This window comes from Plesiocystis pacifica SIR-1, assembly GCF_000170895.1.
Taxonomy (GTDB): Bacteria; Myxococcota_A; Polyangia; order Nannocystales; family Nannocystaceae; genus Plesiocystis; species Plesiocystis pacifica.
The window spans coordinates 135,480-153,566 of the sequence record NZ_ABCS01000007.1; the positions used below are offsets into that span (position 1 = coordinate 135,480).

Annotated in this window: 14 protein-coding genes and 1 pseudogene; 7 read left to right on the top strand and 8 right to left on the bottom strand. The window is 72.0% G+C overall.

All coding sequences use genetic code 11. The features are described 5' to 3' along the window. Positions 1–51 precede the first annotated feature (51 nt). From PPSIR1_RS51160 to PPSIR1_RS05545, 3 genes and pseudogenes are all read right to left on the bottom strand, one after another. Positions 52–303, bottom strand: a pseudogene (locus tag PPSIR1_RS51160) (sulfotransferase domain-containing protein); the annotation flags it as partial. Positions 304–316: 13 nt separating this feature from the next. Then, the gene (locus tag PPSIR1_RS41870; RefSeq protein ID WP_006970011.1) at positions 317–1,522 is read right to left on the bottom strand and encodes an STAS domain-containing protein; all 1,206 of its coding nucleotides are present in this window, start codon (positions 1,520–1,522) and stop codon (positions 317–319) included. A 147-nt stretch (positions 1,523–1,669) separates the two neighbouring features. Then, a complete protein-coding gene (locus PPSIR1_RS05545; protein WP_157595224.1) occupies positions 1,670–2,380 on the bottom strand; it encodes a DUF4328 domain-containing protein in 711 nt (236 codons plus the stop codon). A 137-nt stretch (positions 2,381–2,517) separates the two neighbouring features. Here PPSIR1_RS05545 and PPSIR1_RS05550 point away from each other — a divergent pair, with 137 nt between their 5' ends. Together PPSIR1_RS05550 and PPSIR1_RS05555 are read left to right on the top strand one after the other, a co-directional pair. After that, the gene (locus PPSIR1_RS05550; RefSeq protein WP_006970013.1) at positions 2,518–3,081 is read left to right on the top strand and encodes a hypothetical protein; all 564 of its coding nucleotides are present in this window, start codon (positions 2,518–2,520) and stop codon (positions 3,079–3,081) included. Positions 3,082–3,109: 28 nt separating this feature from the next. Beyond that, positions 3,110–3,853, top strand: a complete 744-nt coding sequence (locus tag PPSIR1_RS05555; protein ID WP_157595225.1) for an endonuclease/exonuclease/phosphatase family protein — start codon at positions 3,110–3,112, stop codon at positions 3,851–3,853. 16 nt (positions 3,854–3,869) lie between these two features. Here PPSIR1_RS05555 and PPSIR1_RS05560 read toward each other — a convergent pair whose 3' ends face one another. After that, positions 3,870–4,322: a hypothetical protein gene (locus PPSIR1_RS05560; RefSeq protein WP_006970015.1), complete on the bottom strand. Its 453-nt coding sequence runs from the start codon at positions 4,320–4,322 to the stop codon at positions 3,870–3,872. Positions 4,323–4,636: 314 nt separating this feature from the next. Beyond that, on the bottom strand, positions 4,637–5,560 hold the full coding sequence (locus tag PPSIR1_RS41875; RefSeq protein ID WP_157595226.1) for a redoxin domain-containing protein: 924 nt from the start codon (positions 5,558–5,560) through the stop codon (positions 4,637–4,639). Between the two features lie 216 nt (positions 5,561–5,776). On the opposite strand from PPSIR1_RS41875, the gene PPSIR1_RS05570 reads away from it, so the two are divergent. The 3 genes from PPSIR1_RS05570 to PPSIR1_RS05580 all read left to right on the top strand — a co-directional run bounded on the left by PPSIR1_RS05570 (position 5,777) and on the right by PPSIR1_RS05580 (position 9,465). Continuing rightward, positions 5,777–6,889 (top strand): c-type cytochrome, encoded by a 1,113-nt coding sequence (locus PPSIR1_RS05570; RefSeq protein WP_006970017.1) that lies wholly within the window; start codon positions 5,777–5,779, stop codon positions 6,887–6,889. Between the two features lie 105 nt (positions 6,890–6,994). Continuing rightward, on the top strand, positions 6,995–7,933 hold the full coding sequence (locus tag PPSIR1_RS05575; RefSeq protein WP_006970018.1) for a LamG domain-containing protein: 939 nt from the start codon (positions 6,995–6,997) through the stop codon (positions 7,931–7,933). Between the two features lie 275 nt (positions 7,934–8,208). Further along, entirely contained in the window at positions 8,209–9,465 is a 1,257-nt protein-coding gene (locus tag PPSIR1_RS05580) for an ABC1 kinase family protein (RefSeq protein ID WP_006970019.1), read from the top strand. A 188-nt stretch (positions 9,466–9,653) separates the two neighbouring features. Here PPSIR1_RS05580 and PPSIR1_RS05585 read toward each other — a convergent pair whose 3' ends face one another. Continuing rightward, complete coding sequence (locus tag PPSIR1_RS05585; RefSeq protein WP_006970020.1) at positions 9,654–12,095, bottom strand: hypothetical protein; 2,442 nt, start codon at positions 12,093–12,095, stop codon at positions 9,654–9,656. A gap of 21 nt (positions 12,096–12,116) precedes the next feature. Further along, positions 12,117–15,053, bottom strand: coding sequence for a serine/threonine-protein kinase (locus tag PPSIR1_RS05590; protein WP_198154463.1), 2,937 nt, complete (start codon positions 15,051–15,053; stop codon positions 12,117–12,119). Positions 15,054–15,407: 354 nt separating this feature from the next. On the opposite strand from PPSIR1_RS05590, the gene PPSIR1_RS05595 reads away from it, so the two are divergent. Further along, positions 15,408–15,947: a hypothetical protein gene (locus PPSIR1_RS05595; protein WP_006970022.1), complete on the top strand. Its 540-nt coding sequence runs from the start codon at positions 15,408–15,410 to the stop codon at positions 15,945–15,947. A gap of 6 nt (positions 15,948–15,953) precedes the next feature. Here PPSIR1_RS05595 and PPSIR1_RS05600 read toward each other — a convergent pair whose 3' ends face one another. Continuing rightward, entirely contained in the window at positions 15,954–16,853 is a 900-nt protein-coding gene (locus PPSIR1_RS05600) for a LysR family transcriptional regulator (RefSeq protein ID WP_006970023.1), read from the bottom strand. A 113-nt stretch (positions 16,854–16,966) separates the two neighbouring features. Here PPSIR1_RS05600 and PPSIR1_RS05605 point away from each other — a divergent pair, with 113 nt between their 5' ends. Further along, positions 16,967–17,971, top strand: a complete 1,005-nt coding sequence (locus tag PPSIR1_RS05605) for an NAD(P)-dependent alcohol dehydrogenase (protein ID WP_006970024.1) — start codon at positions 16,967–16,969, stop codon at positions 17,969–17,971. Positions 17,972–18,087 lie beyond the last annotated feature (116 nt).

Here is an 18,087-nt window from a genome sequence, read left to right on the forward strand (position 1 = left end):
GACGGGCAGGTGGGTCTTGACGAAGCGGCGCCCGGGCATCGACCCGAGGATCTCCTGCTTGACCGGCAGCGGCGGCACGCGCAGGTCGATCCACAGCGACTGCTTGGTGATGTCGAGCTCGGCCGAGCCGGCGTGCAGGAGCTGGCCGACGAGCTGCTGGGTCCACGTGCTGCCGGACTTGGGCCACGAGGCGATCACCACGTCGCCCTCGCGCAGCTCGACGTGGTCCCAGGGCGTGGAGTCGAGGTGGTGGTTGTGGAGGTCGCGGGTCTTGGCGGGCCAGGTGGTGTGCTCGTGGGTCATGGTCTCGTCCAGGTCAGTGGTTCGCGCGGCGCCCGTGGGCGCGCTCGAGGTGGGCGATGCAGTCGTGGAGCGCGGACTCGAGGTTGCGCAGGGTGATCAGACCGATGAGCTCGATGCCGAGGCTCACGAGGGTCTGAGCGATGTCGGGGCGGAGCCCGCTGAGGACGCAGCGCGCCCCCAACAAGCGCGCCGCCCCGGCGAGCTTCAGCAGGTGGTGGGCGAAGCCGGTGTCCGCCGCGTGGATCGCCGTGACGTCGATGATCACGCAGCGCGCCCCCTGAGCGCCGATGGCCGCGAGCAGCTGGCTGGTGATCACCTCGCCGCGGCGATCATCGACCATGCCGACGAGGGGGAGCACGACGATGCCGTCCCACACCCGGATGATCGGCGCCGAGAGCTCGAGGATGGTCTCGCGCTGCGACCGGACCAGGGCGAGCTGCTCCTCGAGCTCGGAGGTCCGCGCGCGCACGGCCTGCTCCAAGGACTCCTTGCGCTCGAGCAGCTCCCGCTCCATGCGCTTGCGCCGGGTGATGTCGTGGAGGAGCCCGACCCAGCCCGCGCTTGCCTCGAGCTCGACCTGGGACGCGAGGAAGGTCCGGCGCCCGCCGTCGGGGAGCGCCAGCTCGACCTCGCGCTCCGACTCTGCCGCGGTGTCAGAGCGCTCCGCCTTGGCCGCCAACCTCGGGTCCAGGTCCGCGAGCGAGCGCCCGACCAGGCTGGACGCCCCGGTCACACCCATGAGCCGGCTCAGCGCCTCGTTCCCGCCTGCGAGGATTCCGTTTTCATCACACCAATAGACCGCGTGGGGTAGCAAGTTCAGCAGCTCTTGCTGGATCGCGCCGCGCTGGCGCAGGCGCAGCTCCTCGCGCTTGCGGCTCGTGATGTCGTTGAGCTGGATCGCCACGGTCCCGGGATCGCCTCCATAGGCGATGACCTGGTAGGCCGCGCGCAGCTCCCCGTCGACGCGCCGTTGAGCCTCGTAGTCGAGGGCCGGCAGGTCGCTCGCGCCCCGGGCGAGGACCTCAAACGCAGCCATGCGGTCGCCTTTGAGGACGAATTCGGGGAAAAAGAGGTGGGGAGGTGTCGCCCGAGCGCGGTCGAGGCACAGCCCGGTGATCGCTTGCATCCTCGGGTTTGCGTCCGCGACCATCAGCTGGTCATCGACGAGCCGCAGAATCGTCGTCCCCATGGACGAGCGCTTCCACAGCATCTCGCGCATGCTCGGCACTCGAAGTCCTTTATCATGGTTCAGCACCGTAAATTCAAGAGATAAAGCGTATTTCGAATGCGCACATTCGACCACGCTCTGGTCGACCCCAGCCGCCGCCACCTCTCGGCCACGGCCCGCGCCTTCCTCGAGCCCGGATCAGCGCGGGCCTTCGAGCAGCCCCGCGCTGATCCGGGTGACGATCACCAGGGCGAGGCCGCCCGCGACCAGGACGAGGCCGTTGAGCGCGACGTCGCGGCGGATGATGGCGTGCATCCGCGCGGCGGTCACCGAGTCGTCGAACACGCCGCCGAGGAAGAAGTCGGCGACCTGCTCGACGAGCGCCGCCCCCAGCATGGGAATCGCGAGGAGGCTCAGCCACCACAGCACGATCCACGAGGGGAAGCTCTGGCGCCGCCAGGCCACGGGCCGAGGATCCGCGGCCGCGCACCACAGCTCGGCGAGGACGCGCAGCGGCATGAACAGGTTGGCGATCGGCACGAACCACCAGCCCACGGCGGCGAGGCCTCCATGACGCAGCTCGAGGCCGTGGCCTCTAGCGGCCCGCTGCGCTGTCCAGGTCCAGAGCCACCACGCCGGCACCGCGAGCACCCAGCTCAACCAGCGCGCTCCCAACGTCCGCCCGAGCCCGGCCCGCCACGGCGAGGCGTCCTCCTCCAGGCCAAACTCCGCCGCGCGCAGCCAGCTGTCGAGGCGCAGGTCAAAGAAGATGCCGCCCAAGCGCACGCACAGGCCCAGCACCAAGAGCACGACCAGCGCGCGCGTGGCTCTACGCAGCGCGGGCCCGGCCTCGGCCGAGAGGGGTTGTTGCGACGGGTCGGACTGCGGTCTCGCGTAGGGGTTGGCCACGCCCAAAGGTGCCACGATGCGCGGGCGATCCGGGGGCCTCGGTGCAAGTTTGCACCTGCGCCGGCTCGGCGCGTGCGCGCGAGAAAAAGACCGCCGGCCGGATGATCGTCCGGTGGGGCCCGAGGCACTCCCAGGCCATGCCTTGCATCGAGCTCCTGCGCCGCCGAAGCGTCCTCACCCTCGCCGCCCTCGCCCTCGCCTCGGGCTGCGCGACCCAGGGTGCCGACGGGCCCCTCGAGGAGAGCCACCAGGACTTCCTCGACGCGCAGGCCCAAGAGGGGGCGGACTACGACTACGTCTCGTCGCGCACCTACCTCGACGACCAGGGCGGCTGCACCTGGAAGACCACCATCGAGGTCCGGGGCGACGCGGTGACCCGCCGCAGCGTCGAGATCACCCCCGACGCAGGGCCCGACTCCGGAGCCGAGTGCCCCGAAGGCTTCGCGGAGGAGGGCGAGGCCCTCGGCTCCTTCGCGGGCCAGGAGGTCGCCCCGGTCCGGACCCTCGACGAGTGGTACGCGCTGTGTGTCGACGAGGTCCAGTTCAGCGACAACCCCTTCCCCGGCGCGCCGACCGTGGACGCGCCCTTCGCCATCGGCGAGGACGGCATGCTCGAGCGCTGCGGCTGGATGATCGCCGACGAGGCCATCGACCCCTACGGCGACCCCTTCCTGTGGGTCATCGAATTCGAGTGGATCTAGACCCCATCTGTCCGAGACCATGGGCGCCATGAGCCCCGCCGCCCTCCGCCTGGTCACCTGGAACGTGTGGTTTGGCGACTGGCGCCACGCCGACCGCCAAGGCGCGCTGTGGCGCACCCTCGACGGGCTCACCCCCGACCTGGTCTGCCTGCAGGAGATGACCTTCGACCACCTGTTCGGCCCGGGGGTCTCGCGCTGGCGCGAGCGCGGCGGGTGGATCAGCGACGAGTCCATCGCCCACTACGACGTGATCATGGGCGCGCGCCGACGGCCCCTCGAGCACTGGCGCGTGGCCCTGCCCACGCAGATGGGCCGCTCCCTGCTCGTCGCCCGCCTCGACGTCGACCCGCCCCTGACCCTGGCGACGGTCCACCTCGAGAGCACGAGCGCCATGGAGAAGGCGCGCATGCGCCAGCTCGAGCGCATCCACGCCGCCCTCGCCGACGAGCCCAACGTGGTCTTCGTCGGCGACATGAACTTCAGCCCCGACGGCCCGGCCCAGGCGCTGTTCGAGAGCTGGGAGGGCTGGACCGACGCGTGGGCGCAGCTGCGCCCGGATGAGCCGGGCTACAGCGTCGACGCCGAGCGCAACGCGATGCGCGGGCTCAAAGACGCCAAGGGCAAGCGGGCCCGCATCGACCGCGTGTTCGTGCGCGCGCGCGACTGGGAGGTCTCGTCCATCGAGCTCCTGGGGACGCAGGCGCTGCCCGACGATCCGCTGACCTTCATCTCCGACCACTTCGGCCTGCTCGCCGAGCTGCGCCCGCGATGATCGCCGCCGGCTCGGCTCAGGGGTTCGCCCCAGCCTCGATCCAGTCGAGGACCAAGGCCTCGTCCGCGGCGCTCAGGGATCCGCTGGGCGGCATGGGATCCCCGGCGCTGGCCGTCCCCTGGATCTTCTGGACGATGTAGCTCGCGGCAGGGTCCCCCGCCGCGACCCGCGAGGAGCCGGGCTCTTGGCTCGACGCCACGCCCACGAGGTTGGCGTAGGCCGTCCCCGCGTCGGGCATCGCCAGATCGGCCGGCGCGCCCGCGACGTGGCAGCTGCAGCTCGCCGTGATCACCGGGTAGACGTCGCTCTCGAAGGACAGCTCCGTGCCCTCTTCGCTCGCGTCGTCGCCAGCCGTCTCCCCGGCCTCGTCCCCAGCCTCGTCGGCTGTGTCGTCGCTCGGGCAAGCCGTCAGGCTCATCGCGACGCAGACCCCAAAAAACATGTACATCCAGTGCTCTCGCGTGTGCATGGCAAGTCTCCGAAGCCTGAATAGCGCGCGCGTGGGCTCCGCGGAGCGCCCGATCCTCGATGTCACCAATCGAGCGCGGCGATGTCGAGCGTGAGCGCCCGTGGACGTCGCCGCAGTCCCAGTTGGGGACCAGACAAAGCGCGCGGTCCCAGCACGGAGCCCTGTCGCAAAGCGAGGGGCCCTCGCGGCTAGTCCCCTGGCTCAGGGATTCCATGAGTCCAGGGGACAGGAGGGCTTGGCCCGACCGCCGGGGAGAGGGACCCGAGACGGCTTTGCCGGCACGGGGGAGGGCCTGCGAAGGCCCTCCATCGAGTCTAGAAGGCGTCGAGGAGCGCCTGCTTGACGTTGGCGTAGCCCTCGTCCGTCGACAGGTTGGTATTGACCTCGCCGCCCTGGTCGAGGAACACCGCCATGGTCCCGTCCGCGTGGTAGATGACCAGGTCGTCCTTGGTCCCCCCGTGGAGGTCCCAGGCGTCGACCTCGTCGATGTCCTGGAAGAGCGGGAAGGCGCAGCGATCGACGAGGTTCTGGCGATCGTCGTCGTTGTCGGCCGAGGTCGCGTTGATCGCGATCATCTGGACGTCGTAGCCCTCGAGGGCGAGCTCGAGGCGCATCTCCTCCATCTTGCCGGCCTGGCTCTGGCAGTAGCTGCACCACCCGGCGAGCATGGCGATGAGGGTGACGTGGCCCTCGAAGGAGTCGAGGCCGTAGGTCTCGGTGTAGCCGCAGCTTTGGGGCTGGAAGTCGTAGAGGTCCCAGATCGGCGCGCACTCGGGGCACGGCGGCTCGCCGGTCTCGGTGCCCTCTTCGCCGGTGTCCGTGGTCGTCTCGCCGCCCGTGTCCGTGGTCTCGCCGCCCGTGTCCGTCTCGGTCCCGGTGTCCGTGTCGACCCCGGTGTCCGTGTCCATGCCGCCGTCGGTGGTGTCCTCGCCCGTGTCCGTCTCCGGCTCGGGGTCGAGGATCGGCGTGACGCCGACGCACGCCGGCTCGCCGGTGTCGGACTCCCCGGTCGTGCCCGACTCCCCGGTGCTCGCCTCGGTGCCCTCGGTGTCCAGCGTGGCCCCGTCCGTGCCTTCGGTGCTCCCGGTGCCGCCCGTGCTGCCGGCCTCCGTGCCCGCGTCGTCGCCGTTGCCACCGAGGACCGGCTCCTCGCCAGGGCACGCGGTGAGCATCAAGGCGGCGCTCATCGACAGGACCAGGACCGAGGCGCGGGGTTTTCCAAGGTCGAGAGCAAGCATGGGGCCCACTCTACCCCTTCGCGTACGGGACGCGGACCGCGGAGAGTGCGTCCTGGGTCCACGGGTTAGGTCACTGCTTGAGATTTCACAAAAATCACCGGACAAAGCTGTGCTTGGCCGTCAACGCCGTTTGATCGCCAACTCGCGCGACGTGCAGCTTCTGCGACACCCACGCGGGGGGCCAGAGAGACGACCCGGCCGCGCTACCCTCCCGCCATGGCGCGCATGCTCTCGACCACTTCGCTGGCCGTCGCCCTGATCGCGCTGGCCTGCGTGCCCGACCCGGCCGCGGAGTCCGGCAACGACGACGTCGCCGACTCGGACTCCGAGTCGGACACGGGCACGCCCGAAGAGCGGGGCGCCGCGCTCTACGACAAGTACTGCGCCTTTTGCCACGGCGACGTCGGCCAGGGCTACACGGCGGACAACGCCAACGCGCTGAGCAACCAGGAATTCCTGCGCATCGCCAGCGACGACTTCCTGGCCACGAGCATCCGCTACGGCCGGCCGGGGACCTCGATGTCGGCCTGGGGCGAGGACAAGGCCGGGCCGCTCTCGGACCAGGACATCGACGACATCGTCACCTTCATCCGCACCTGGCAAGAGCTGCCCTCGGCCGGCCCAGAGGTCGACGCCTACGAAATCGACGAGACCGCCTCGATCCTCCGCGGCGAGACCTACTACGGCGTCTACGGCTGCGAGGACTGCCACGGGATCCAGGGCGTGGGCGGGACCTTCATGACCCTCGAGAACCCCTGGTTCCTGACCACCGTCAGCGACGGCTACCTGCGCGAGAGCATCGTCCGCGGCCGACCCGGCACGCCCATGCCCAGCTACCAAAGCGGCGCGGACACGGACCTGAGCGACCTGCAGGTCGACGACATCATCAAGCTGATCCGCAGCTGGGAGCGGGAGCCCAACACCGACCCCCTGCCCCCCTTCGAGCCCGACGTCAGCGACGCGGTCATCAACCCCGACGGCCCCGACCCGGACTTCGTGCCCGTGGACGGGCGCTTCATCGGCGCGGACCTGGTCAAGTCGGCCCTCGACATGGGCGCAAAGATGATCCTGCTCGACGCCCGGCCCCACGCCGACTACGTCGACGGGCACCTCGAGGGCGCCGTCTCGATCCCCTTCTTCGACCTGCCCAAGGTCATCGACGAGCTGCCCCAGGACGTCTGGATCATCAACTACTGCGGCTGTCCTCACGCCGTCTCCGGTCAGAGCTTCGACGCCCTCGCGGAGGCTGGGTTCACGAACATCGCGGTGCTCGACGAGGGCTACTACTACTGGGTCGAGCAGGGTTATCCGATCGTCGAAGGCGAGTGAGCCTGCGAGTGCCAGCCCACCCCGCGGTCGGCCCGCGCAGGGGTGACACCGCCCCGCTCGAACTCGACCGTTGACGCCCGCTGCCGAGGGACTAAGGGTCCCTTCATGGGCGCGCGTCGTCTCGAGTTGTTGTGCCCCTTCGCGGCGCTGCCCTTCGCCCTGGGCTGCACCATGGCGAACCCCCAGTTCGACGGCATCGAGGCCGTGGACAGCTTCGCGGACAGCTTCGAGGACGGGGACGAGAGCATGGGAGAGAGCAGCGACTCGGGCGCAGGGGAGAGCTCGGAGTCCGGGACCGACGACGCGGGCACGACGACCACCGAGTCGGGCTCGAGCGAGGACACGGGCACCAACACGGGCACCAGTAGCGAAGACACGAGCGACGCCGAGGACAGCTCCGAGACCAGCGCCCTCGAGCCCTTCGCCTGCCCCGAGGACCCGAGCCTGCGCGCTTGCTACACCTTCGACGACAACCTGGCCAAGTACGACGGCTCGGGCAACGAAAACCACCTGGCCGCCAGCAGCTTCGCGATGATCGCGGGCCTGTCCGGGGACGCCCTGCACTGCAACGAGAGCAAGGCCGTGCACGCCCTCGACTCGCCGAGCCTCGACATCACCGGGCCCCTGTCGATCAGCGCGTGGGTGCGCACGGAGGCCTACCCCAACACCGGGCGCGCGGTGTGGCTCGACAACTCTGGGCAGTACGGGCTCTTGCTCGACTCGAGCGCCGGCTACGTGTGCCGCGTGCTCACCTCCCAGGGCGCCTACCAGGTCGACGCGCCCTTCGAGACCGTCCCCCTCGACGCGTGGACCCACCTCGCCTGCGTCTACGACGGCTCGAGCGTCTCGCTCTACGCTGGCGGTGACCTGCTCGACAGCCTGGCCGCAGGCGGGACCCCCCAGGTCGGCAACGCCGAGCCGGTGACCGTGGGCAGCAACAGCCCGGCCTTCGACGAGCCCTGCACCGGCGCCATCGACTCGCTCTCGGTCTACGCGCGGGCGCTGACCCCTGGCGAGATCGATGCGATGGCCGACGCTGGCTAACAGGACATCGGGAATGATCGGCGACCCGAGCGAGGTCGTCGCGGTCCTGGTCGAGGAGGTCGAGCGCCCGCCGGGGATCGGCCGCTGCGGCGGGTCGTCGGCAAGGACATCGCGCCAGGGGTCTCGGCCATCAACGACACCTGCGCCGCCGTCGAGGGCGAGATCCTCAAAGCCTTCGGCATGCAGGGCCGAGGCCAAGGCCAAAGCCAAGGCCAGTCCCCCGGCTTTGGCAACCCCGGCCCGGGCAGTACCATCCTCGCCGCAGGCCCGCCCTCATGCCCAAGAAGCTCGTCAAAAATCGCCTCGGGCGCCTGCGCCAGTTCGCGGGCGCCGGCCTGCGCATGGGCGCCGACATGGCCCTGGGCCGCGAGGGCGCCGGCGCCGAGAAGGCCGCGGAGATCCTCGGCAACCTGCGCGGGGTCGCGACCAAGGTCGGGCAGATGGCCGGCTACATCGACGGCGTCATCCCGGAGGAGCAGCGCGAGGCCTACGAAAAGTGGATGCAGACCCTGCTCGACCAGGCCCCGAGCTCGGACCCCGAGCAGGTCCGCCGGCAGGTCCGCGAGCAGCTCGGCCGCCCCCTCGACGAGGCCTTCGCCGAGTTCGACGAGACCCCCGTCGCCAGCGCGAGCATCGGCCAGGTCCACCGCGCCGTGCTCCCCGACGGCCGCGTCGTCGCCGTCAAGGTCCAGCACCCCGGCATCGACGAGGCCATGCGCAACGACCTGGCCAACTCGGCCATGGTCGAGCAGACCTTCCGCCTGTTCGCCGGGAGCAAGTTCGAGTCCAAGCGCATCGCCGAGGAGATCCGCCAGCGCTTCGCCGAGGAGCTCGACTACGCGCTCGAGGCCCGGCGCCAGCGCGAGATCCGTGCGCTGCACCTGGGCGACCCGGCGATCCGCATCCCCGAGCTCGTCGACTCGCACTGCGCCGCGAAGGTCCTGACCATGGAGTGGGCCGAGGGCCTGGACTTTTCCGAGGCCGCGGCCGCCCCGGAGGCGCTGCGCCGGCAGTGGGCCGAGGCGATGTGGCGCTTCGCCTACAAGAGCGTGCTGATCGGCGGCCAATTCAACGCCGACCCGCACCCGGGCAACTACAAGTTTCACCGCGACGGGCGGGTGACCTTCCTCGACCACGGCTGCGTCCAGGAGGCCGACCAGGCCCACCGAGACGCCGGCGCCGCGACCCACCGAGCCGCCTGCCTGGGCGACGTCCCGGCCTTCGAGGCCGCCGCCCGCGAGATGCTCGGCCTGCGCGGCGGGGTGTTCGAGCGCGCGGCCATGGACTACCTCCACGAGGCCTTCCGGCCCCAGCTGCAGTCGCCCTACCGCATCGAGCGTCACTACGTCGCCGGCCTCGCCAAGCGCTTCAAGGACATCTTCCAGGTCGCGCGCACGTGCACGGACGACAGCTACGTGCCCTTCGAAGAGGGCGTGTTCTTCCTCAACCGGCTGCAGTTCGGCTTCTACTCGGTGCTCGCGCGCCTCGACGTGGAGGTCGACTACGCCCAGGTCGAGCTCCAATTTCTCTAGGGCCCCCACGGAGGTCTCGAGACCGGGGACGCTTCGTCGCTCCGCTCCTCCGCTCTGGTCGTGGGGCAATGGGGTTCGTGCCCTCGAGGGGGCATCGGGTCGCCCCCGCTCGCGGGGGCGTCATCTGGCGGGCGTGAGACCACCTCGACCGAGGAGTCGCGGAGCGGGAGCCTGGGCCGCCTCTGAGTTCAAGGAGCTTCCGGCACGACGGTCATCGCCGGGGCGCGCTGTGAACCGTCGGCGGCGACGATCAGCTCGCGCGCGTAGCTGCCGAAGGTCCCGTCGCCGTCGAGGTCGCCCTCGGCCTTGGCCACGAAGCGGCACGCGTCGCCGTCGAGGGCCGCCGAGAAGCTGTAGTGGTAGCGATGCCCCGGGGCCGCGGCGCCCTGGGGGGTGTAGCCGAGCTTGGCCCACGCGCCCTCGGACCACGCCTCGCTCGGGTACTGGCCCGCGTCGGCTCGGGGGTCCTCGGACTGCGCCCGGCAGCGCCCGCCCGGGCCGGCGTTGCAGTCGAGCTCGAGGGCCGGCGTGGGTCCGGCCTCGCCGACCAGCTCCTCGCACCCGCCGCTGCGCTCGCGCACGGCCAGGGCCGTCGACAAGATCCGCTGGGTCTCCTCGCTGGGCTCGCGGGCCTGGGCCTGGCGGCTGAACTCGACCACGGCCGGGAGCGCGACGGCGCTGAGCAAGCTGAGCTCGAGCATGCCCACGGCCCCGTGGTGGCGCGGGGCCTGGCCCACGCGCGCGCGGTAGGCCGGCGCGCGCGGAGACTCCCCGTAGGCCTCGACCAGGCCGGCGTAGGGGCTCTCGCCCGCCTTGGCCGAAGCTCCAGCCCCAGCCAAGACGGCGTCGAGGGCCTGGCCCGCGGCCTCGCGCTCGGCCGCGTCGCTCGCGGCGTCGAAGGGCACGACCGTCAGCTGAGCGAGCCAGCGCCCGTCGACCCGGCGCAGCCACACGTCGACGCTCGACCACGGCGCGAGGGCGTGGAAGGCCTCGGCGATCCCGGCCGCCGCCGCGTCGAGGGTCGCCTCGTCCACGCCCTCCGTCGGGCCCAGGAGCTCGCGCAGCTCGTCCTCCGAGGGGGGCACCTGCCAGTCGTCGAGGACGACGTGGAACACCACCCCGACCTCCCCGTCCACGAGCGCGCGGCCCAAGGTGGGCGGCAGGGCCGAGAGGGTCGCGGGCGTGGGCCCGGTCCCGCGCAGCTTGCCCAGGGCCTCCGGGGTGGCCTCGACCTCGCCCAGCACGAAGCTGGCGTAGTCGCCGTAGGCCCACAGCTTGCCGCGCAGGTCCACGCCCAGGGTCGAGCGCCAGTCGTCGAGGGTCTCGCCCGCGAACAGCATGCCCACCGCCGGGACGAGCTTGCCGTCGAGGGCGACGGGCTTGCGCTCGAACTCGACCTTCAGCCCCGAGAGCGGGCCGGCCTCCACGGGCTTGCCCGGGAGCATGCCCGCGAGGCTCATGATCGCCTGGGAGCTGGCCTTGAAGTCGCTCGTGCCGACCTGCACGACGATCGCGTCGGGGTCGTCGTGGGCGCCCAGGTAGAGCTCGCCCGTGAGCGCGTCGACGACCTCCCCGGCCATGCCCGCGGCGGCCGGGGGCAGCTGCTCGCTGACCGCCTTGGGGTCGAGGCGCAGCCAGGCGAAGGAGGCCCCGGGCACGAGGCTGCGCAACGCCGGGGCCGGGCCGGGAGCGAGCAGGCCCTCGCCCGCCGCGTCCTCGCCCGCCGCGAACTCCCGAGGCAACGGCACGCTCAGCTCCCACAGCCCCGGATCCGTGCGCAGCGCGGCGATCAGTTGGGGCTCCGCCGGCTCCTCCTCGCCGGTCCCGAGCCCCTGTTCGGGCAGCGGGCCCAGGCGCAGCACCAGGTTGGTCGCGTCGAGCTCGACGCCGGGCAGCTCCCTGGCCAGGGTCGAGACCCGCGCCGCTCCCTGACCGCCCGCGGCGTGAGGCTCGGCGCCCTCCACCACGCAGGCGTACCAACCTTCATGGCCGTCGCCCTCGATGGCCCCGCAGCCCCGGGTCCAGGCGGCGGCTTCGGCCCCCAGCAAGCTCGCCAGCGTGCTCACGCGATCGAGGCCCTCGGCCGAGAAGATCAGCGTCGGCGAGGCGTTGAGGTTGGCGACGATGAACCCGCGATCGAGGGCGATGCCAGCGCTCTCGAGGCCCGCGAGGATCAGCGCGAGGGCGTCCCGGGTCCGCTTCAATCGTGCCTTCGCCGCCTCGCCGGACCTCGGCGCGTCCGGAGGCTGCGCCTGGGCCTCGCTCGCGTCGAGCAGCGGGGCCAGGCCGTCGAGGGCGCGCTGCAGCGGCCCCGCCATCACGGCCTCGACCCGCCGGGCCTGGGCGAGCACGGGCCGGAGATCACGGACGATCAGGTAGTCCTCGCAGTCGGCGGGCAGCAGGTCGAGCTGGTCCTCGAGGCTCCGGGCGTAGCGCGCCTTGGGCAGCTCGCGGACGTCGCTGGCCTTGGCCGCCTCGACGTCCTCGTAGACCAGCGGCTTGGACCGCTCCTCGACCGAGGGCTCGTCGTCCTTCTTGCACGCGCTCCCGGCCCCAGCCAGGGCGAGGGCGAGGCTCACCGCACCCAGGCGCAGGGGACACCAAAAGCTCGGGAGGCGCGAGGTCGGCACCCCCGGAGCCTACCCGACCTGTCAGTGCCCAGCCACGCGAGCGTCGCAGGCCTCGGCGTGGCTGTTCCAGTTGGGCCCAGCGGCGCGCAGCTTGACCGCGGCCTCGCGCTCGAGCGCCCGACCCCGCTCGCGGTCCTGCCCGCTGTCGATCAGTGCCTGGCCGAGCAGGCACTCGACCTCGCCCTGCTCGCCCGGGTCGCGCTGCTCCTGGCGCAGCTGCCAGGCCCGCTCGAGCACGGGCACGGCCTCGTCCGCGCGGCCCAGACCGAGCAGGCCCTCGGCGACGCCCACGAGCGAGTAGGCGATGTAGAAGTGATCGGCGCCGAGGCGGTCCTCGACGTAGCCCAGGGCCTTGCGATCGAGCTCGAGGCCCGCCTCGAAGTCCCCCCGCGCCCGGGCGATGAGCGCGAGGTTGTTGAGCACGATCGCCGTGATCGGGTGGCCGTCGCCGAGCACCTCGGGGGCGAGCTCCAGCGAGCGCGCGCACACGGCCTCGGCCTCGTCGAGGCGATCGAGCTTGTACAGAGAGAAGCACAGGCTGTTGGCCAGGGTCATGCCGTTGACGCTGCTGGGGCGCTGCAGCTCCCCGCGGCGCGCGAGCATGGCCTCGAAGTTGGCCGCGGCGCGCTCGTAGTCCCCGCGCAGGTCGTGGACCAGGGCGAGGTGGTGGAGGATGTTCTCCGCCCGGGGGCCGCCGTCGGTGTAGCTGGCCGCGTCGATGCGCTGGGCTCGCTTGGCGTCGGCGAGGGCCGCGTCGAGCTGGCCCGCCCCGGTGTGCAAGGTGGTGCGGGACAGCAGCGGGCCGATCAACAGGGGGTGGTCCGGGCCGAGGCGGCGCTCGTAGGTGTCGATCGCCCGGGCCAGGATCTGCTCGCCCGGCTCGTACTTCCCGCCCTCGCCGTAGGCCGTGCCCAGGGCGACCTCGATGCGCGCGGTGACCAGGCTGTGCGGGCCGTGGACCTCGGCGGCGAGCTCGGCCGCGCGGCTCAGCTCGCCCCGGGCCGGCTCGAAGCGCATCTGCCGGAGCATCGCCCGGCCGTAGGCGTAGCGCCGCTCGACCTCGTCTTCGGGGCCGCCGTCGATGCGCCGCTCGAGGGCCGCGGTGACGGCGTGCCAGCGCCGCGCCAGCTCCTGGCCCTCGTCGCCCGGGACCGCCCCGTCTTCGAGGACCAGGTCGCGGGCGGCGGTCATCGCCAACCGGTCCTGACCCAGGGCCAGGGCCCGCCCGTGGGCCGCGAGCAGCCAGTCCTGGGCCGTGGAGACATCTTTGGTCTTCATCGCGTGGACGCCCCGCAGGTAGTCCAGCTCGGCGAGCAGCGGCTCGTAGTCGGCGACCTCGACCTCGGCGCCGAGCAGCTCGAGCTCGGTGTCGAGGCCGTCGAGCTCCGCCGCGGCCAGGCGCGCCCGGACCCGAGCCAGGCGCCCGCGGACCTCGTGGACGACGTCGAGCTGGTCCGCCCGCGGCGGCTCCACGGCGCGGCGCCCCTCGAGGGTCTCGCAGGCGTCCGCCGCCGGCAGCTCGCTGACCAGGTCGGGGGCGTCGCGGACCAGGTCCTCGTCGGCCATGGAGAACAGCGCGATCAACCCATCGACCTCGGCGCGCTGCTCCGCGAGGCAGTTCATGCGCATGTCGTAGCGAAGGTCGGACTGCTCGTGGCGGGTCTCGCAGGTCTCCCGGTAGGCCCCCGCCCAGTCCTGCGACCAGGCCCGCACCCCCTCGTCGATGGCCTCGAGGCTGCTCGCGCCAAAGCCGATGTCGAGGCCCTCGAAGCGCGCCGCGAGCTGGGCCCGCTGGGCCTCCCCCCAGCTGCGCGCGACCTCGGCCTCGCCGCGGCTGCAGGGGTCGACGGGCTCGGGCGCGGGGCTGCCGACGACCCAGGCCGTCAACGCGGCGGCGGCCATCGCCCCGCCCAAGCTCGCGAGCAGCCACGGCCAGCGCCGGCGCTGGGGCGGCGCGAGCTCGAGGGCGTCGAGCAGCGCGCGCATGTCGGGGAAGCGATCCTCGGGCTCGCGCGCCAGCCCGCGCAGCAGCGCCGCCCCGATCTGCGGCGGGATCGCGGTGTGGCTCGGGAGGGTCGGCGCCGAGCCCAGGGTCACCGCCGCCGCGAGCTCGAAGAAGCCGCCGCCCTCGGCCTGGAACGGCCACTCCTCGTAGAGGGCGTGGTAGAGCGCGACGCAAAACGAGAACTGGTCGCTGCGCGCGTCGGCGGGCATGCGCTGGAACTGCTCCGGAGACATGAAGCGCGGCGTCCCCAGCCACGCCTCGTCCATGGTCAGGCGCGCCGACATGCCCGAGCCCGAGGCCAAGCCGAGGCTGCGCGTCGACGCGGCCATGGTCTGCAGCGCGCCAAACTCGGGGTCGCGCTCGCCCGACTCGGACACCCGCGCGTGGGCGAGCAGCTCGTCGCCGCGGATCGGATCGGGCAGGGTCTCGGCCCCCTGGTCGCTCGGCCGCACCAGGCCAAAGTCCGCCACGCGGACCCGGCCCTGCGCCCCGATCAGCACGTTCTCGGGCTTGAAGTCGCGGTGGACCAGGCCGGCCTCGTGGGCCGCGCACAGGCCCTCGCCGGCCTGCCGGTAGAGCTCGAGGCGCTCGCGCCAGTCGAGGCCGCCCTCGCCGATGCGCGCGTGCAGGGTCTCCCCGGCGACGAACTCCATGGCGATCCACACCCCGCCCGCGTGGGCCCCGACGTCGAACACGGACACGACGTTGGGGTGGCTGAGCCGGGCCATGCCCTGGGCCTCGCGCACGAGCCGACTCTCCGCATCGCCGCCGCCCTTGCCCGGGCGCACGACCTTGAGGGCCACGCGGCGATCGAGCTGGGGATCCCAGGCGGCGTAGACGATGCCCATGGCGCCGGAGCCGAGGACGTCGAGGACGACGAAGCGATCGATGGTCTCGGGCGCCTCGTTGGCCGCGCCCGTGGCCCTTCGCTCGGCGTCGCGACGCGAGTCCACGGTCACCGTGAGCAATGACGACTCTTCGGAGCCCATTGTCCGATCCCAATCCACGCACCCAGAGGATACCCCCAACTCGAGCCGCGACCAGACCCTCAGCTCGACACGGGGCGAGACTGGGCTGGGGTCGCGCGCGCGACGACCTCGCTGCGTTCGACCCAGATCGAAGCACCTCGGGTGCGTCCATTGATGCGCACGCATTGGACGGTGTTCACCTCACCCGAAAAAAGTGGATGGTGGTGAATGAAAACGGCGAATTGATGACAGAGCTCAGCGCACGAGGCCCCGGCAGCTGCCCGAGTGACTGGCCTGCTTGATCGGGGGAGGACGACGCGAGAGCCTCGAGAGGTCGCCATGCCTCGCCTGCTGATCGCCGAAGTTGTACACCGAGCCACCTCCTGGGCCGCCGACCCGGACGCTCCCTACGCCGGGATGGATCGCCGGCTGCTGCGTCCCCTCGGCCTGAGCGAGGCCGCGTGGCTCCGCGGCCTCGCCCTCGAAGCCTTACCCGTCGCCGAGGCCGAGCGCGGCTGGCCGGCCCTCGCCCGGGACCTCGACCAGGCCAGCGGTAGACGCCACGAGCTCCTCGCCCTCGGCGAGCTCTCGCGGCCGGGGTGGGAGCGCCTCGGCCTCGACGTCGGGGAGACCGACACCACCACCGTCTGGTCGGCCCTCGCCCACCGCTGGCGGCTGCTCCCCGCCGCCGAGCTGCCCAAGTGGGCGCTCCGGCTCAACGCCCACGGCCTGTTCGACGACCCCGCCGACGCCCGCGCCTTCCTCGAGCGCTACTTCGCGTGCGAGGACCCCGACCGCGACTGGATGTCGACCGACGGCGAGGTGTATCGAGCGGGCTATGGCCTGGTGCCCATCCACCGCCTGCGCGTCGCCGACTGACCGCGCTCACCCGCCCGGCTCGGCGGCGAGGGCCTCGACGAGGGCGTCGAACACGATGCGGATCCGCCGGCTCGTCCGCAGCTCGCGGTGACACACCAGGTAGATCGGCACGGGGATCGTCGGCACGTCCGGGAACACGCGGCGCACCCCGGGCTCGGCGTCCCCGACCTCGCGCATCATGATGCAGATCCCGACGCCGCGCTTGCACAGCTCCCACTGCACGAGGTGGTCGCCGGTCATGATCGGGAACTGCTCCGGACGGACCTCGAGGCCGAAGGCGCGCAGGCCGTCGATCATCATGGCCGAGTCGTCGAAGGCGAAGATCTCGGCGCGGTGAAAGTCCTCGGCGGAGTCGAAGGGGCCGGCGCGCTCGATGTAGTCCGGCGACGCGTAGAAGGCCCCCTCGGTGTCCCGGAGCTTGCGGACGATGAGCTCGGGCTGCCCGGTGCGGGTGTTTCGGATCGCGATGTCGGCCTCGCGCCGCCGCAGGTCGCGGATCTGGTTGGACGCCACGATGTCGATCTCGATGCCGGGGTACTCCGTCCGCAGCCGGGTCAGCACGGGCGGGAGCAGGAAGGCCGCGGTCGCCTCGCTCGCGGTGATCGACACCGTGCCCTCGACCGACAGGGCCTGGCCCGTGGCCACGAGCGACATGCGGGTCGCGGCCTCGCCCATGCTGCGGACGTGCTCGACGAGCTCGACGCCCGTGGCGGTCAGCTCCAGGCGCGTGCCCAGGCGCTCGAACAAGGTCACGCCGAGCTCCTCCTCGAGGGCCGCGACCTGTCGGCCGACCGTCGGCTGGGTGGTGCCGAGGGCCCGGGCGGCCGCGGAGAAGGAGCCTTCGGAGGCGGTCACCAAGAAGGCTCGGGCTCGGTTCCAGTCGAAGTTGACGCTGCGCCAGTCCATGCTTCGCTTCGCTCGTAGCGTGTCTGTGCCGTGCGCCGACCATGCATTTTCGCATGGCACGGAGACACATTTAGACAATGGCCCATTTGAGCTCGCATGGCTAGACCAAGAGCATGAAGGCAGCGCACACCCCCCTCTACGGCCCCCCCAGCGTCCTCGACACCCGCATCGTGCCCACGCCGACGCCCGGGCCCGGGCAGGTCCTCGTCGAAGTTCACGCCTCCTTCGTCAGCGCCGGCGACCTGCGCCTGCGCGCCGCCGACTTCCCCGGCATCTCGGCGCTCTTTGGGCGCCTCATGTTCGGCCTTCGCCGGCCTCGAAACCCCATCCAGGGGAGCATGTTCTCGGGCCGGGTGGTCGCCGTGGGCTCGGGGGTGCGCCGCTACGCCAAGGGCGACGAGGTGTTCGGCAGCGTCGATCACGGGGCCTACGCCGAGTTCCTCGTGGTCGAGGAAGCCGGGGCCGTCGCGCCCCTGCCCGCCGGGGTGAGCCACGCCCAAGCCGCCGCCACGCCCTACGGGGCCTGGACCGCGCTGAACTTCCTGCGCGACCTCGGCGAGCTCGAGGCCGGGGAGAAGGTGCTGATCCTCGGGGCCTCCGGCGGCGTCGGTCAGCTCGCCGTGCAGGTCGCCCGCCACCTCGGGGCCGAGGTCACCGCGGTCGCCAGCGCCCGCCACCACGACTTCGTGCGCGGCCTCGGGGCCCAGCACGTCATCGACTACGCCCGCGAGGACTTCACCCAAAGCGGCGAGAGCTACGATCTCATCTTCGACATCGCCGGGGCCTCGAGCTTTCGCAAGGCCAAGGGCTCGCTGACGGATAGGGGGCGCTACCTCTCGCTCTACGTCAGCGGGGCCCTGCTCGCGCAGATGCTGTGGACCCGCGTCTTCGCCCGCCAGGGCAAGCGGGCGATGTGCGGCGTGGCGATGGGGGACGCGGCGAGCACGGCCGAGCTCGCCGCGCTGCTCGAGGCGGGGGCGATTCGACCGGTCATCGGCCAGCGCTTCGCCTTCGAGGCCATCGCCGACGCCCACGTGCACGCCGAGACCAGCCGGAGCGCGGGCGCGACCGTGGTCGAGATGGTCCCGCCCGAGCGCCCCCTCGCCGCGGTCGGCTGATCAACGGGCCGCGGTCGAGACCAGGGTGTCGCCCGCGAAGGCCGGGCTGGCGGCGAGCAAGCAGGTCAGGGCGGCGGTGGTGGTGGCGATGCGAGCGGCGAAGGTCTGGATGGTCA

What these genes read in the sequence shown, in the direction of transcription:
- PPSIR1_RS41870 (WP_006970011.1), bottom strand. Translation starts at nt 1,522, where the DNA reads ATGCGCGAGATGCTGTGGAAGCGCTCGTCCATGGGGACGACGATTCTG.
- PPSIR1_RS05550 (WP_006970013.1), top strand. Translation starts at nt 2,518, where the DNA reads ATGCCTTGCATCGAGCTCCTGCGCCGCCGAAGCGTCCTCACCCTCGCC.
- PPSIR1_RS05555 (WP_157595225.1), top strand. Translation starts at nt 3,110, where the DNA reads ATGAGCCCCGCCGCCCTCCGCCTGGTCACCTGGAACGTGTGGTTTGGC.
- PPSIR1_RS05560 (WP_006970015.1), bottom strand. Translation starts at nt 4,322, where the DNA reads ATGCACACGCGAGAGCACTGGATGTACATGTTTTTTGGGGTCTGCGTC.
- PPSIR1_RS41875 (WP_157595226.1), bottom strand. Translation starts at nt 5,560, where the DNA reads ATGCTTGCTCTCGACCTTGGAAAACCCCGCGCCTCGGTCCTGGTCCTG.
- PPSIR1_RS05570 (WP_006970017.1), top strand. Translation starts at nt 5,777, where the DNA reads ATGGCGCGCATGCTCTCGACCACTTCGCTGGCCGTCGCCCTGATCGCG.
- PPSIR1_RS05575 (WP_006970018.1), top strand. Translation starts at nt 6,995, where the DNA reads ATGGGCGCGCGTCGTCTCGAGTTGTTGTGCCCCTTCGCGGCGCTGCCC.
- PPSIR1_RS05580 (WP_006970019.1), top strand. Translation starts at nt 8,209, where the DNA reads ATGCCCAAGAAGCTCGTCAAAAATCGCCTCGGGCGCCTGCGCCAGTTC.
- PPSIR1_RS05595 (WP_006970022.1), top strand. Translation starts at nt 15,408, where the DNA reads ATGCCTCGCCTGCTGATCGCCGAAGTTGTACACCGAGCCACCTCCTGG.
- PPSIR1_RS05600 (WP_006970023.1), bottom strand. Translation starts at nt 16,853, where the DNA reads ATGGACTGGCGCAGCGTCAACTTCGACTGGAACCGAGCCCGAGCCTTC.
- PPSIR1_RS05605 (WP_006970024.1), top strand. Translation starts at nt 16,967, where the DNA reads ATGAAGGCAGCGCACACCCCCCTCTACGGCCCCCCCAGCGTCCTCGAC.